Annotated in this window: 11 protein-coding genes; 5 read left to right on the forward strand and 6 right to left on the reverse strand. The window is 73.2% G+C overall.

Going from position 1 to position 14,215, the window contains the following annotated elements; translation table 11 throughout:
• Positions 1-13: 13 nt before the first annotated feature.
• Positions 14-1,075 (reverse strand): DNA polymerase ligase N-terminal domain-containing protein, encoded by a 1,062-nt coding sequence (locus ACLQ22_RS03260; RefSeq protein ID WP_425690986.1) that lies wholly within the window; start codon positions 1,073-1,075, stop codon positions 14-16.
• Between the two features lie 94 nt (positions 1,076-1,169).
• On the opposite strand from ACLQ22_RS03260, the gene ACLQ22_RS03265 reads away from it, so the two are divergent.
• The 3 genes from ACLQ22_RS03265 to ACLQ22_RS03275 all read left to right on the forward strand — a co-directional run bounded on the left by ACLQ22_RS03265 (position 1,170) and on the right by ACLQ22_RS03275 (position 3,264).
• The gene (locus ACLQ22_RS03265; RefSeq protein ID WP_425690987.1) at positions 1,170-1,958 is read left to right on the forward strand and encodes an aldo/keto reductase; all 789 of its coding nucleotides are present in this window, start codon (positions 1,170-1,172) and stop codon (positions 1,956-1,958) included.
• A gap of 176 nt (positions 1,959-2,134) precedes the next feature.
• The gene (locus tag ACLQ22_RS03270) at positions 2,135-2,299 is read left to right on the forward strand and encodes a hypothetical protein (protein ID WP_165947736.1); all 165 of its coding nucleotides are present in this window, start codon (positions 2,135-2,137) and stop codon (positions 2,297-2,299) included.
• Positions 2,299-3,264, forward strand: a complete 966-nt coding sequence (locus ACLQ22_RS03275) for an N-acetylmuramoyl-L-alanine amidase (protein WP_425690988.1) — start codon at positions 2,299-2,301, stop codon at positions 3,262-3,264. The genes ACLQ22_RS03270 and ACLQ22_RS03275 overlap by 1 nt, the downstream gene beginning before the upstream one ends.
• Before the next feature lie 71 nt (positions 3,265-3,335).
• Here the strand turns inward: ACLQ22_RS03275 and ACLQ22_RS03280 are convergent, their stop codons facing one another.
• Positions 3,336-4,487: a GH12 family glycosyl hydrolase domain-containing protein gene (locus ACLQ22_RS03280; protein WP_425690989.1), complete on the reverse strand. Its 1,152-nt coding sequence runs from the start codon at positions 4,485-4,487 to the stop codon at positions 3,336-3,338.
• Positions 4,488-4,791: 304 nt separating this feature from the next.
• On the opposite strand from ACLQ22_RS03280, the gene ACLQ22_RS03285 reads away from it, so the two are divergent.
• Together ACLQ22_RS03285 and ctaD are read left to right on the forward strand one after the other, a co-directional pair.
• Entirely contained in the window at positions 4,792-5,901 is a 1,110-nt protein-coding gene (locus tag ACLQ22_RS03285) for an FAD-dependent monooxygenase (RefSeq protein WP_425690990.1), read from the forward strand.
• A gap of 157 nt (positions 5,902-6,058) precedes the next feature.
• Positions 6,059-7,819: an aa3-type cytochrome oxidase subunit I gene (gene ctaD, locus ACLQ22_RS03290; protein WP_366640486.1), complete on the forward strand. Its 1,761-nt coding sequence runs from the start codon at positions 6,059-6,061 to the stop codon at positions 7,817-7,819.
• Positions 7,820-8,308: 489 nt separating this feature from the next.
• Here the strand turns inward: ctaD and ACLQ22_RS03295 are convergent, their stop codons facing one another.
• From ACLQ22_RS03295 to ACLQ22_RS03310, 4 genes are all read right to left on the reverse strand, one after another.
• Complete coding sequence (locus ACLQ22_RS03295; RefSeq protein WP_425690991.1) at positions 8,309-9,526, reverse strand: MFS transporter; 1,218 nt, start codon at positions 9,524-9,526, stop codon at positions 8,309-8,311.
• Between the two features lie 65 nt (positions 9,527-9,591).
• The gene (locus ACLQ22_RS03300; RefSeq protein ID WP_425690992.1) at positions 9,592-10,173 is read right to left on the reverse strand and encodes an isochorismatase family protein; all 582 of its coding nucleotides are present in this window, start codon (positions 10,171-10,173) and stop codon (positions 9,592-9,594) included.
• 11 nt (positions 10,174-10,184) lie between these two features.
• Positions 10,185-11,471, reverse strand: coding sequence for a nicotinate phosphoribosyltransferase (locus ACLQ22_RS03305; RefSeq protein WP_425690993.1), 1,287 nt, complete (start codon positions 11,469-11,471; stop codon positions 10,185-10,187).
• Positions 11,472-11,487: 16 nt separating this feature from the next.
• Positions 11,488-14,163, reverse strand: a complete 2,676-nt coding sequence (locus ACLQ22_RS03310) for a LuxR C-terminal-related transcriptional regulator (protein ID WP_425690994.1) — start codon at positions 14,161-14,163, stop codon at positions 11,488-11,490.
• Positions 14,164-14,215: the final 52 nt, after the last annotated feature.

Genomic DNA, 14,215 nt, shown 5'->3' on the forward strand with positions numbered 1-14,215 from the left:
GCTCCTCGCCGTCTCAGCTCGTGTCTCGGCCGGCGTCGATGCTCAGCCAGCGCCGGCTGCGCCCGCCCGGCTCGTAGACCGAGTCCAGGCGCTTCGCCACCACTCCGGGCAGCCCCTGCTCCCGGCCGGTCCGCAGCGCCTCCCGGCCGGCACCGGGGAACCACGGCGGAGTCTGCCAGTGCGGGCCGGCGAGCGCCAGACCGTCGAGCAGCTCCCGGCGCTGCGCGTACGGCAGGTCGAGGCTGGTCACGCCCTCCATCCAGAGTAGATCGAAGATCAGGTACTGGGCGTCGGGGGTCCGGCGTCCGCCGCGCGCCGGGCGCACCCGGCCGGCGCGGTCGATGCGGACCAGGACGCCGTCCAGCACGGCTTCCGTGGGCGCCAGCTCCTCGGCCAGCTCCCGCAGCCAGGGGTACGTCCCGGAGACGTCCTCGTCGTCCTCCGCGAGCAGCCGCAGCCGCCCACCCGAGACGTACGCGACCGCGCGCACCCCGTCCCAGCGCAGCTCGTAGCCCCACTGGGCCTCGTCCCCGGGCAGCTTCGCCGCGCTGGTGGGGTGCATCGGGCGGACCAGCTCCGGCATGCTCGTCCAGCCCTCCGGGGGCGGGTCGGTGCGCCGGACCATCCAGTCCCGCCCGCTCCTGCCGCCGGTGGCGAAGAGGACGTACCGCCCCGAGGTGCGCTCGCCGTCGAGCACCACGACCACCTCGTCGTCGCGCCACTTCTCGCACCGGTAGGTGCCCCGGTCGTGGACGGTCATCCGCCCGCCGCCGTACTCGCCGGCCGGGATCTCGCCGTGGAAGTCGAGGTATTCCATCGGGTGGTCCTCGGTGTGCACGGCGAGGTGGTTGCGACCGGTGTCGCGGGGCAGCCCGCGCGGCACCGCCCAGGAGGCCAGCACCCCCTCGTGCTCCAGGCGCAGGTCCCAGTGCAGGCTCCGGGCGTGGTGCTGCTGGATGACGAACCGGGCCGTGCCGTCGGCGGGCCGCTTCCTCCCCGGGGGGCGCTTCGGCACCGGCTCGGGGGTGCGCGCCGCGTCCCGTCTGCGCCGGTACTCCTCCAGCGGGTCAGCCACACCCGCATTCTCCGGCAATCCGCGCCGGCCCGCCGGCTGCCCGCGTGTCCGGTTCGGCGGGCATGTCGCGGGTCATCGCGGGTATGACCGCGGCATGGACCACGAGGACCAGCCCGCCGTTGCGCTGCCGGGCGAGGTGCGGATGCCCCTGCTCGGCTTCGGCACCTGGCAGGCCACCGGCCAGGCCGGGTACGACGCGGTGCTCGCCGCGCTCGACGCCGGCTACCGGCACGTCGACACCGCCACGATGTACGGCAACGAGGAGGAGGTCGGCCGGGCGGTCCGGGAGAGCGGACTGCGCCGCGAGGACGTCTTCGTCACCACCAAGCTGCCGCCGGACCGGGTCGGACGGGAGCGGGAGACGATCGAGGCCAGCCTGACCGCGCTCGGCACCGACCACGTCGACCTGTGGCTGATCCACTGGCCGCCGGCGAACCCCGCGGACAACATCCCCGTCTGGCGCGAGATGCTCGCCGCCCGGGACGAGGGGCTCGCGCGCGCGGTGGGGGTCAGCAACTACGGCACCGGCCAGATCGACGAGCTGATCCAGGCGACCGAGGAGAACCCGGCCGTCAACCAGATCCGGTGGAGCCCCTCGTTGTACGACCGGCAGCGGCACAAGGAGCACCGGGACCGGGGAGTGGTGCTGGAGGGTTACAGCCCGTTCAAGACCAGCGACCTCGCAAATCCCGTGCTGACCCGCATCGCCGCCGCGCACGACGTCTCCCCGGCCCAGGTGGTGCTCCGCTGGCACGTCGACCACGAGATCGTGGTCATTCCCAAGTCGGTGACCCCGGAGCGGATCCGCGTCAACGCCGACATCTTCCGCTTCTCGTTGACCGCCGAGGAGATGCGCGACATCGACGCCCTCGGCAACCCCTGACGGACCCTTCAAGGACCCCGGACCGAGCCCCGGTCCGGGGTCCGTCGTTGCCAAATTCCTTCAGCCTGAATAGGGGCGATGAAGGGTATCGACATAGATGCTCGTGACGATATACCGTGCGCGTCACCAGTTCATCGATGAGTCGGAACCCCTCCGCCCTTGTCTGAAGGAGCGCCATGAACGCGTCACGACCCGCCCGCCTCCCCCGACGCGGGGTGCTGGGTATGTCGGCCCTGGTGGCCACCGCGGTGGCCGTAGCCGCCAAGCCCGCCACGGCGAGCGCCGCGCCGCTCGCCGCGCCGAAGGCCGAGTGCCTCGCCGACCTGCTCGGGGAGTCCTGATGGCCACCATTCCCTGGCTGGTGGACGTCCTGCGGGGGGCGGGCGTCCAGGTCGTCACCCACGGCGACTGGGTCAACCGGATGCGTCCCGGCTCGTTCGATCCGATCGGTGTGCTCTGGCACCACACCGCCGCCACCTCCAGCGCCAGCAACCCGCACCCGGCGCTCAACGTCTGCATCAACGGCCGGTCCGACCTGCCCGGCCCGCTCTGCCAGGCGCTTGTCGACTACCACGGCGTCTTCCACGTCATCTCCGCCGGGCGCTGCAACCACGCGGGCGTCAGCCGGGGCAGCGGGCCGATCCCCGCCGGCGACGGCAACACGCTGATGATCGGCTGGGAGATCGACTACAACGGCGTGAACCAGGAGATGACGGCGGCGCAGTACAACGCGTCGATCGCCGCCACGGCCGCCGTGCTCAAGCGGCTGGGCAAGGACGCCAGCTACGCCCGGGGCCACCGCGAGACGAGCACCAGCGGCAAGATCGACCCGTCCTTCATCGACCTGAACACGATGCGCGCCGACGTCGCCGCGAAGATGGCCGGCGGCGGCACCCCGTGGAGTGCGGTGGTGGACAACTCCACCGCCGGGCGCTTCACCGCCAGCGCCAACTGGGGCACCTCGGCGTACTCGGCCCAGCGGTACGGGACCGACTACCGCTTCGCGGACCCGGTCGCCGCCAGCGACGCCGCCTGGTACAAGTTCAACGTCCCGGCGACCGCGAACTACCGGGTCGACGCGTGGTGGCCGGCCGTCAGCGGCTACAACTCCGCCACGCCGTACATCGTGTCCACCACCACCGGAAACCGGACGATCGTCGTCGACCAGCGGATCACCGGTGGACAGTGGCGCACCCTCGGCACCTTCACGTTGCCGGCCGGGGACGCCAACCGCGTCGCGGTCAGCCGGTGGAGCTCGGCCCCCGGCCTCGTCATCGCCGACGCCGTCCGGCTCACCCGGGTTTGACCAGGCCGGCCCTCTCACGCGCGACGTCCGCCGGGCACCGGGGTGGCCCGGCGGACGTCGCGTCCGGCGTTTCAGGAGCGCGTACAGGCCACCCCGTTGAGGGCGAAGCTCGTCGGTGACGCGTACGTGCCGCTCAGCGTGCCCTGGTAGCCGAAGCTGGCCGTGCCGCCCGGGGCGAGCGAGCCGTTCCAGCTGATGTTCCGCGCGGTCACCGCCGACCCGCTCTGGCTGACCGTGGCGTTCCAGGCGCTGGTCACCTGCTGCCCGGCGGGCAGGTCGTAGGCCAGCGTCCAGCCGTTGACCGTGCTCGACCCGGTGTTGGTGATCTGCACGTCGGCGGTGAAGCCGTTGCTCCACGAGTTCGGCGTGTACTTCACCGCGCAGCCCGAGCCGCCCGGCGGCGGGGTGGTCGGCGGGGGAGTCGTCGGCGGCGGGCTGGTGGGCGGCGGGGTGGTCGGGTTGCCGCCGCCGTTGACGGCGGCGCTGAACGAGGTCACGGCCAGCCCGGCGCCGCCCTGCCACGGCTCGAAGCCCGCCTGGATGCTGGTCAGGTACCAGGAGTTGGTGATCGCGCCCCGGTTGCGGGTGTCGTTGATGAACGCCAGCAGGTTGAGGTTGGCGCTGCTGATCGCCGACGGAGCGAGGTACGAGATGACGTTGTTCGAGCCGTTGCTGCCCCGCCACACCTCCCAGCTGCGCCCGTCGATGGTGGCGGTGCCGACCGGGGAGCCGATGGGCTGGATCGGCCCCTGCCGGTTGAGCCAGATCATGATCTCCATCTGGTTCACCCCGTCGCGCTTCGGCGAGGGGTCCAGCCAGATGTCGTACGAGGCGTTGTAGATCGCGTTGCTGACGTACCGGTAGGCGATGTTGCTCGTGGCGCTGCTGATCTGGCTGACCTGGATCGGCAGGTTGGTGCCGGGGGAGCAGTTGGTGTAGTGGCAGCCGAGGAAGACCGACGGGTACGCGGTCGGCGCGCCGTTGGTCGGGTTGCTGCCGTTCTGGGTGGTGATCTCGAAGCCGCTGTCGGTGACGTTGATGCACTGCTGGGCGGTGGTGCCCCAGCGGTTGTTCTGCACCACGTAGCGGCCCTGGATGGTGGTGGAGCCGTACTGCTCGCAGATCTGCGTGTCGGCGCTGGCGGTGCCGCCGAGGGCCACGGCGACGATCGAGCCGGTGGCGAGCAGCGCGGCTGCCGCGAGGGCCCGGAGTGGACGTTTCATGATGCTCCTTCGGCTTCGGCGCGGAACGCCGGACGGAGTCGGCCGGTGGATGCGGGAGCGCTCCCACAGCTTCTTCGACACATTTACATCTCTGAAACCGCAGCGCAACGGGCCTGGGGTATTGGAGAGGTAAGTGAGGTTTGTCACGCACGGACCGGTCGGCGGGCAGGTGATCCACCGAAGTAGCGGCGACGGCCGCCGAGGAATGTTTCGTCTGGGACGATTGACTCTGGTGTGTGCCGATTGCGCCGAGTAGTGTCTTGCCTCCAACGCGTGCCGAACCCCTCCGGAGGCGTACACCACCATGGGTGGCTCTCCCCTGCGCATCCTCGTCGTCGGCGCGGGCATCGCCGGCCTGGCCGTGGCCCGGGCGCTGCGGATGGCGGGCTACCGTCCCGACGTCACCGAGAGGCTGCCCCCGGGTGAGAACGCCGAGACCGGCCTCTACCTGCCCGGCAACGCGGCCCGGGCGCTGTGCCGGCTCGACCTCCACGGGCCCGTACGCCCGCTCGGGCACGTTATCCACCGGCAGCGGTTCCTCGACGCGACCGGGGCGCCGCTCTGCGAGGTGGACCTCGACGCGCTCTGGTCCGGGGTCGGCGAGTGCCGGGCGCTGCCCCGGACGGAACTGCACCGGGTGCTGCTCACCGGCGCGGGCGGCGCCGTCCGCCACGGCACCGAGGTGCGCACCGTCGACCTGCTGCCGCACTCCGTCGGCGTCACCTTCGTCGACGGCACCGCCGCCGAGTACGACCTCGTCGTCGGCGCCGACGGGCCGCGCTCCTCGATCCGGGCCCTGGCCGCGCTCGGCGGTCCGCCCCGACCCGCCGGCCAGGTCGTCTACCGCGCCGTGGTGCGCGACGGACCCCCGGTCACCGAGTGGACCGCCCTGCTCGGCCAGCGCGCCGGCTTCCTGGTCGTGCCGATCGGCGCCGGGCGGCTGCACTGCTACGCCGACGAGGCCGGCACCGCTGCGCCGGCCGACCCGGCGGCCCGGCTGCGCGAGCTCTTCGGCGACTACGGCGGACCGGTGCCGGCCGTGCTGGAGGCGCTGGACCGGGTGCACGTCGGGGTCACCGAGGAGGTGGAGCTGGGCTGCTGGTCCCGGGGGCGGGTGCTGCTCGTCGGGGACGCCGCGCACGCCACCGCGCCGACGCTGTCCCAGGGCGCGGCGATGGCGCTGGAGGACGCCGTGGTGCTCGCCGAGTCCCTCCGCGCGGCCGGAGGCGACGTCGAGGTGGCGCTGGCGGCGTACGAGAGTCGTCGTCGCCCGCGTACGCGATGGGTGCGGGACCGGACCCGGGACCGCAACCGGACCCGGGACGTGCCGCCGGCGCTGCGCGACCCGCTGCTGCGCGGGCGCGGCGACCGGATCTTCGGCGAGCACTACCGGCTGCTGCTCGGCCCGCTGTAGCGGCCGGCGGTTGAGTGCCCCGTGCGCCGGGGTGGGGCAGGCTACCCGACCACCCCACGCGGCGCAGCCACCTGCCGGGGACTATCCTCCTTGCGGATGACGGCCCGCAGATAACCAGCGCGTGCCGAGCGGGACAACCCAGAACCGGAGGCCACTCGTGACCACCGTCGCACCCAAGCCGGTCGTGACCCGGCCCTGGCCGGTCCGAGCGCCGGTCAAGGGGTCGGCCATCGCGCGGCTGCTGCGTACCACGGACGCGAAGCAGATCGGGATCATGTACATGGTCACCGCGTTCGCGTTCTTCATGATCGGTGGCCTGATGGCCCTGATCATGCGGGCCGAGTTGGCCCGGCCCGGGCTGCAGTTCCTGTCGCCCGAGCAGTACAACCAGCTGTTCACCATGCACGGCACGATCATGCTGCTGTTCTTCGCGACGCCGATCGTGTTCGCCTTCGCGAACTACGTGGTGCCGCTGCAGATCGGCGCGCCCGACGTGGCGTTCCCCCGGCTAAACAGCTTCGCCTACTGGCTGTTCCTCTTCGGCGGCTCGATGACCATGGTCGGCTTCCTCACCCCGGGTGGCGCGGCCGACTTCGGGTGGACCGCCTACGCGCCGCTGAGCTCCGTCGAGCACTCGCCCGGCGTGGGCGCGAACCTGTGGGTCGTCGGCCTGGTCATCTCGGGTCTGGGCTCGATCCTGGGCGCGGTCAACGTGATCACCACGATCCTGACCCTGCGCGCGCCCGGCATGACGATGTTCCGGATGCCGATCTTCACCTGGAACATCCTGGTCACCGGTCTCCTGGTGATCCTGGTCTTCCCGCTGTTGGCCGCCGCGCTGATGGCGCTGGCCGCCGACCGGCTCCTGGGCGCCCACGTCTACGACCCCGCGACCGGCGGGCCGATGCTCTACCAGCACCTCTTCTGGTTCTTCGGCCACCCCGAGGTGTACATCATCGCGCTGCCGTTCTTCGGCATCATCTCCGAGATCATCCCGGTCTTCTCCCGTAAGCCGATCTTCGGCTACAAGGGCCTGGTCGCCGCGACCATCGCCATCGCCGGCCTGTCGATGAGCGTCTGGGCGCACCACATGTTCTCCACCGGCCAGGTGCTGCTGCCGTTCTTCAGCTTCCTGAGCTACCTGATCGCCGTGCCGACCGGTATGAAGTTCTTCAACTGGATCGGCACCATGTGGCGCGGCCAGATCAGCTTCGAGACGCCGATGCTCTTCTCGATCGGCTTCCTGGTCACCTTCCTCTTCGGTGGTCTCACCGGCGTGCTGCTGGCCAGCCCGCCGATCGACTTCCACCTGCACGACTCGTACTTCGTGGTGGCCCACTTCCACTACGTGCTCTTCGGCACGATCGTGTTCGCCGTCTTCGCCGGAATCTACTTCTGGTTCCCGAAGATGTTCGGCCGGATGCTCGACGAGCGGCTGGGCAAGGTGCACTTCTGGCTGACCATGATCGGCTTCCACACCACGTTCCTGGTGCAGCACTGGCTGGGCAACGAGGGCATGCCGCGCCGGTACGCCGACTACCTGCCCGGCGACGGCTTCACGACGCTGAACATGGTCTCCACCATCGGCGCGTTCATCACCGGCATCTCGACCCTGCCGTTCATCTGGAACTGCTGGAAGTCGTACAAGGCCGGCCCGGTGGTCGAGGTCGACGACCCGTGGGGTCACGGCAACTCGCTGGAGTGGGCGACCAGCTCCCCGCCCCCGCTGCGGAACTTCGACCGGATGCCGCGGATCCGCTCCGAGCGGCCGGCGTTCGACCTCAAGTTCCCCGAGCTGGCGGCCGGCGGCCAGAGCCTGGCCGGCCCGCCGGAGGGCGGCGCCAAGCCGCTGACCAGCGAGTCCGACGGCGGCGCCAGCTACCGCGAGGACACCGCGAGCGACGTCGACCGACGCTGACGCTCCGCATCACGTACGACGGGCGCCACCCCATCCGGGGCGGCGCCCGTCGGCGTTGCGAGAGGTACGCCCCGCCGCAGCGAACCCGGCGCCCACGATCCCGACCGGGCCGCCCCGACCTCCGCTGCCGCCCACCCCGCGTCGCCCCTTGCCCAGCCCCACCCTGTCCAGCGCGACTCTGTGCGGCGCGGCTCTGTGCGGCGCGGCTCTGCGCGGCGCGGCTCTGTGCGGCGTCGCCTCGGAGCGGCGTGACCTAGCCGTAGCCTGAGCGCGGACCTCATGATCAGTTGACGGAAAACCGGGCCACATGGCGCTTGGACGCCGGCTGGGCATCAACCGATCTCGCATGCCTGCCCGACGGCCCGCGCGGGACCGGCGTAGGCCAAGAAGGGGCGCCGGAAGTGAGGACGCGAAGCCAGGTGGACCGCCGGGCCAGGGGCGCCGGGGCAGGACCGCCGGGCCAGGGGCGCGCCGGAAAAGGGCGGTCGGTCAGGTGGCGGGGGCCGGGACGAGTTCGGGGGTGGGCGGGAGGGTGGCGGCGGTGCGGCGGCGGCGCAGCTCGATCGGGAGCACGGCCAGCGCCACCAGCGCCCCGACCGCCCCGGTGACCGCGAAGCCCCAGACCGGCGCGGAGGCGTCGATGACGGCGCCCGCGAGGGGCGCGCCGACCGCGATGCCGACCGTGACCGCCGAGCCGTGCAGGCCCATCGCCTCGCCGCGTACGGAGGCGGGGACCAGCCGGCTGACCGCGTCCGAGGTGGCCGCGATGGTCGGCGCGCAGAGCGCCCCGGCGGGGAGCAGCGCCAGGCAGAGCAGCCACCAGTGCGCCCCGCCCAGCCCGACCGGGATGGTGCAGAGGCTGAGCGCGGCCATCAGGACCAGCGGCGAGAAGGAGCGGGTGACCGCCCCGTACGCGAAGCCGCCGACCAGCGACGCGACCGCCCAGACGGCGAGGACGGCGCCCGTCCACCCGACGTCGCCGCTCTCCCTCAGCACGGCGACCACGGCCACGTCGGTGCCGCCGAGCACCAGCGTGCCGGCGGCGCTGACCGCCAGCACCGCGAGCAGGCGCGGGGTGAGCCACGACCGGCGGGGCACCCTCGCCTGCGGCCCGGTCGGCTCGCCGCCGCCCCGGGTGGGCGGGTCGAGCACCCAGAACGCGACGCCGGCGGCGACGATGCCGGCGCCCACGAGGTAGAGCGTGGTCCGCGCGGAGATCGCGGTGACCGCCGCCACGGCCAGCGCGGGGCCGACCATGAACGACAGCTCCACCGCCATCGAGTCCAGCGCGTAGGCGGGGCGGCGCCGCTCCGGCGGCACCATCGCGGCGATGGACTGCCGGATCACCGAGAAGATCGGCAGGGCGAGCGAGCCGGCCAGGAACGCGGCGGGCAGCAGCACCGGGTACGGCAGCATCGGCGCGGTGGACCAGAAGACGGCCTCGGCGGTCCCGGTCAGCACGAGCACCGGCCGCAGGCCGCGCCGGTCGACCAGGCGGCCGAGCAGCGGACCGCCGATCGCGGCGCCCACGGTGACCGCCGCGCCGACGAGCCCGGCCGCTCCGTAGCCGCGCCCGAGGTCGAGCACGACGTAGAACGTCAGGGTCACCCCGGTGGCGGTGAGCGGGACGCGGGCGAGCACCGACACCAGCAGCAGCGACCGGAGACCGGGCAGGGCGAGCGCCTCCCGGTAAGGCTTCATGTTCATGTCGGTGCGTACCTCCGCCGGACATCCTCGGCCGGAGGTACGACACCCGCCAGCGAATTACCGCCTCATGCGGCCCTGATCACAGGCTCCCCGCGCATAGTGACCCCGGCGCCCTCGAAGGCACGCAGCGCCACGTCGGTGGTGTCCGGGGCGACCCCGGCGGTGAGGTCCAGCAGGACGGTGGTGGCGAAGCCCTCCCGGGCGGCGTCCAGGGCGGTCGCCCGTACGCAGTGGTCGGTGGCGATCCCCACCACGTCGACCCGGTCCACGCCGTGCCGGCGCAGCCAGTCGGCCAGGCACTCGCCGTCGTCGGCGTGCCCCTCGAAGCCGGAGTACGCGGCGGCGTGCTCGCCCTTGTGGAAGATCGCCTCGATCCGGTCCGTGGCCAGGTCGGGGTGGAACTCCGAGCCGGGGGTGCCCACCACGCAGTGCCGCGGCCAGGAGTCCACGTAGTCCGGCGGGTAGCCGAAGTGGGCGCCCGGGTCGACGTGGTAGTCCTTCGTCGCGACCACGTGGTCCCAGCGGTCCGGCTCGGCGGCGAGCAGCCGGGTGACCCCGGCCGCCACGCCGGCCCCGCCGCCCACGGCCAGCGAGCCGCCCTCGCAGAAGTCGTTCTGCACGTCCACGATGATCAGCGCGTTGCTCACTGGTGCTCCTTTCAGTCGGCCGGGACGACCGTGACCGGGATGGCCGGGTCGCCGGCGGAGAGCTTCAGACCCTCCCAGGGGATGGAGATCAGGCACTGCCGCAGGTGCTCCCGCGACTCGTCCAGACTCGGCCGGTCGACCGGCTCGCCGCCGGCCAGGAACGAGTGCTGGAGCAGCCGGTCGTTGGGCCGGGGGTCAGGCACGCCCTGCGGCACGACGATCTCCTCGGTGGCGGTGCCGGTCGGCTTGTGCCGGCGTACGGCCACCTTCCGGCCGCCGATGGTGGCCTTGTGCTCGGAGCGCTTGACCACCGGGCGGCCCTCGACCTCGACGAGCTTGTAGACCAGCCCGGCGGTGGGCGCGCCGGAACCGGTGACCACGGCGGTGCCCGCGCCGTACATGTCGACCGGTTCGGCGGCGAGCGAGGCGATGGCGTGCTCGTCGAGGTCGCCGGAAACGATGATCTTGGTCTCGGTGGCGCCCAGCGAGTCGAGCAGCTCGCGGGACTGCTGCGCGATCACCGCCAGGTCGCCCGAGTCGATCCGTACCGCCCGCAGGTCGGGCCCGGCCACCGCGATCGCGTTGCGGATGCCCTGGCTGATGTCGTACGTGTCGACCAGCAGCGTGGTGTCCTTGCCCAGCGTGGCGACCTGCGAGGCGAACGCGGCCCGCTCGTCCTCATGCAGCAGGGTGAACGCGTGCGCGGCCGTGCCGGCGGTCGGGATGCCGTAGCGCCGCCCGGCGGCGAGGTTGGAGGTGAACCGGAACCCGGCCAGGTACGCGGCCCGCGCCGCGGCCACCGCCGCCTCCTCGTGCGCGCGCCGGGAGCCCATCTCGATCAGGGTCCGCCCGCGGGCGGCGGTGACCATCCGCGCGGCGGCGGCGGCGACGGCGCTGTCGTGGTTGAGCACGGAGAGGATGAGCGTCTCCAGCACCACGCACTCGGCGAAGCCGCCGGAGACGGTGAGGATCGGCGAGCTGGGGAAGAACAGCTCGCCCTCGGCGTAGCCCTCGACGTCGCCCGTGAAGCGGTAGTCGCGCAGCCAGGCGGCGGCCCGCTCGTCGACCACCCCGGTACGCCGCAGGAAGTCGACCTCGTCGGCGTCGAAGCGGAAGTCGCGGATCAGCTCGATCAGCCGGCCGGTGCCGGCGACCACGCCGTAGCGCCGGCCGGCGGGCAGCCGGCGGCTGAACACCTCGAAGACGCAGCGGCGGTCGGCGGTGCCGTCGCGCAGGGCGGCACTGACCATGGTCAGCTCGTAGTGGTCGGTCAGCAGCGCGGGGCGAAGGGTGCTCACCTCCCCAGCCTAGGGTTCACCCGCTATCGCCGCCCTCGTGGCCCGGGATCGCCCGCAGGGCGGCCCGCAGCTCCGCCCGCCCGGCGACGCCGAGCTTGCCGTAGATGCGCTGGAGGTGGTTCTCCACCGTGCGGGCGGAAAGGAAGAGCCGCTCGGCGATGGCCCGGCTGGTCACCCCGTCGGCGGCGAGGCGCGCCACCTGCCACTCGCGTTCGCTCAGCGCCGGGGAGCCGGCCTGCAACGCCGGGGTACGGATCAGGTCGCAGCGGCCGAGCAGCGCGGCGAGGCGTTCCCGGGCCGTGGCCGCCGCCGGGGACCGCCGCCGGCGCAGCCGGTCCAGGGCGGTGGCGGTGGCCTCCGCCGCGTAGACGGCCAGGCCGAGCGCGTCGAAGCTGTCGGCGACCGCCAGCAGTTCGTCGGCGGATCCGCCCGCGGCGGCCCGGGCGTGCCGGGCGAGCAGCGGGGGCAGCAGCCCGTCGACCCGTTCGGACAGCTCGGCGAGCCGCTGCGCGACGGTGCGCCGGCTGCCGTCGGAGCAGGTCGGGCCGAGGGGCGCCGTCGCCTGGTCCAGCCGGACCAGGTCGTGCAGCACGTGCACCTCGTGGCCGGCGAAGCCGTCCGCGCGCAGCCGGTCGGCCAGCCCGGTCAGGTGCTTGACGGCGCCGGACACGTCGCCACCGGCGGCGAGCACCGCGCCCCGGGCCTGCTCCAGCCACGGGTACAGCACCACCATGCCCGGGGCGTGGGTGCGGTCGGCCTCCGCCATCGCCTCGGCCGCCTGCGCGGCGTCGCCCCGCAGCGCCGCCGCCTGGGCCCGCTCGGCCTGGGCCAGTCCCGCGTAGACCCGGCTGGTGGCGAGCACCGCGCAGGCGCCGAGGCTGGTCCGCAGCGCCGCGTCGCTCTGGCCGCGCAGCCGGGCCGCGTACGCCTGGAGAATGGCCAGGTAGCCGGTGCCGAGCCGGAAGTCGCCGGCCCCGGCCAGGTCGGCGAACTCGTCGGCCACGATCGCGTCGATGCCGGCCAGGTCGCCCGCGAGCGCCAGCCGGGTGCCCCGGGCCAGCTCCAGGGCCAGTTGGAGGTACGGCATGTCCGCCCGCCACCGGCCCACCTCGGCCTGCACCTGGTTGATCGCGGTGGCGCTGCGGTGCAGTTGCCCCTGCGCGGCCTGCAGGTGGGCGATCGTGCTGCGGGCCAGCTCCCGGGCGGCGACGCTCGCGGCCGGCCGGTCCAGCACCGTCTGCCCGAGCCGCAACGCGATGCCGGTGTCCAGTCGGTGCAGCCGCATGATGCCCTCGAAGGCCAGCACCCGGGCCTGGTCGGCGGAGTCCGTGAGGGTCGACCTGCGGGCGGCGATCTCCTCCACGGTGGACTCCCGGCTCAGGCCCCAGTAGCTGACCATGCCCCGCACCGTCAGCCAGCGGCTCAGCCGCCGGTCGCCCTCGATGTCGCCGGAGACCGCGTCGAGCACCCCGATCGCCTCCTCCGGCCGGTCGGCGAACATCAGGATGGTGGCCAGCAGCTCCGCCGCGTCGAAGCCGCCGCCCGCGTCGAGCGCCGCGCGGGCCAGCCGGGTCGCCAGCGGTACGTCGTAGCGGGCGAACGCCTGCCGGGCCGCGTCGAGCAGCAGGGCCGGATCCTGCGCGGTGCCCGAGTCGAGCCGCCAGACGGCCACCCGGAGCAGGTCGTCGCGGCGTCGCTTGCCGACCAGCTCCAGCAGCTCGGCGAGGCGGGCCTGCAACCGTCGCGTCCGGCTGACGGGGCAGCGGCGGCGCATCACCTCGCCGTAGAGCGGGTGGGCCAGTCGCACGTTGGCCCGGCGGTCGTCGTGTTCGACGGCGATCAGCCCGCGCTCCTCGGCGGTCTCCACGTCCACCGGGTCGGCGGCCTGGTTGAGCAGGTGCAGGCCGAGCGGTTCGCCGAAGGCGACCAGCTCCACCACCCCGCGTACGCCCGGGGTGAGCTGGCCGATCCGGACGTCGATCAGGTCGGTCAGGTTGGGCGCCAGCTCCAGCCGGCCGGTCCACTTCCAGATCCCGTACGTGCGGGTCAGCTCCCCGCGGTCGGCGGCGAACACCAGCTCGCGCAACAGCAGCGGGTTGCCCTCGGAGAGCCGGCCGAGCCGGTCGGCGGAGGTGGCGTCGACCGGTCCCTCCAGGATCTCGGAGAGCAGCCGCGTGGTCTCGGCCGGCGGCAGCGGCTTCAGCTCGACGTGCTCGACCAGGCCGTCGGTCCACAGGGCCCGGATCGGCAGCGGGAGCTGCTCGCCGTCGCGCGACGTGCCGACGACCGTGGCGTTGTCGGACCGGGCCACCAGGTGCACCAGCGCCGCCGACGGCGGGTCGAGCAGGTGCGCGTCGTCGACCGCGAGCACGATCCGGCGGCCGGCCGCCTGCTGTTGCAGCACGTCCACCGCCCAGCGCAGGATGCCGGCGGGGGAGAGGCCCTGCGGCTGCTCGGTCGGGAGCACCTGGACGAGGCCGCCGAAGGGGAGCGCGGCGGTGGTGGCGCTGGCCGCGATCGACCAGACGGCGTACCCGTCGCGGGGGAGGGCCGCCATCCCCTCGCGCAGCAGGCGGCTCTTGCCGATGCCCGCGTTGCCGCTGAAGAAGATGCCCCGCCCCTCCGTGCCGGTCACCGCCGACAGCAGACGGTTGAGCTCATCCGTTCGGCCGACGAACCCCCACCGACTCATCGGGGCAGCATATCGACCGGAATCCGTCCGCGTGCACGCCGTCACGCACCGA

The sequence above is a fragment of the Micromonospora sp. DT178 genome (assembly GCF_049841695.1).
Classification (GTDB): domain Bacteria; phylum Actinomycetota; class Actinomycetes; order Mycobacteriales; family Micromonosporaceae; genus Micromonospora.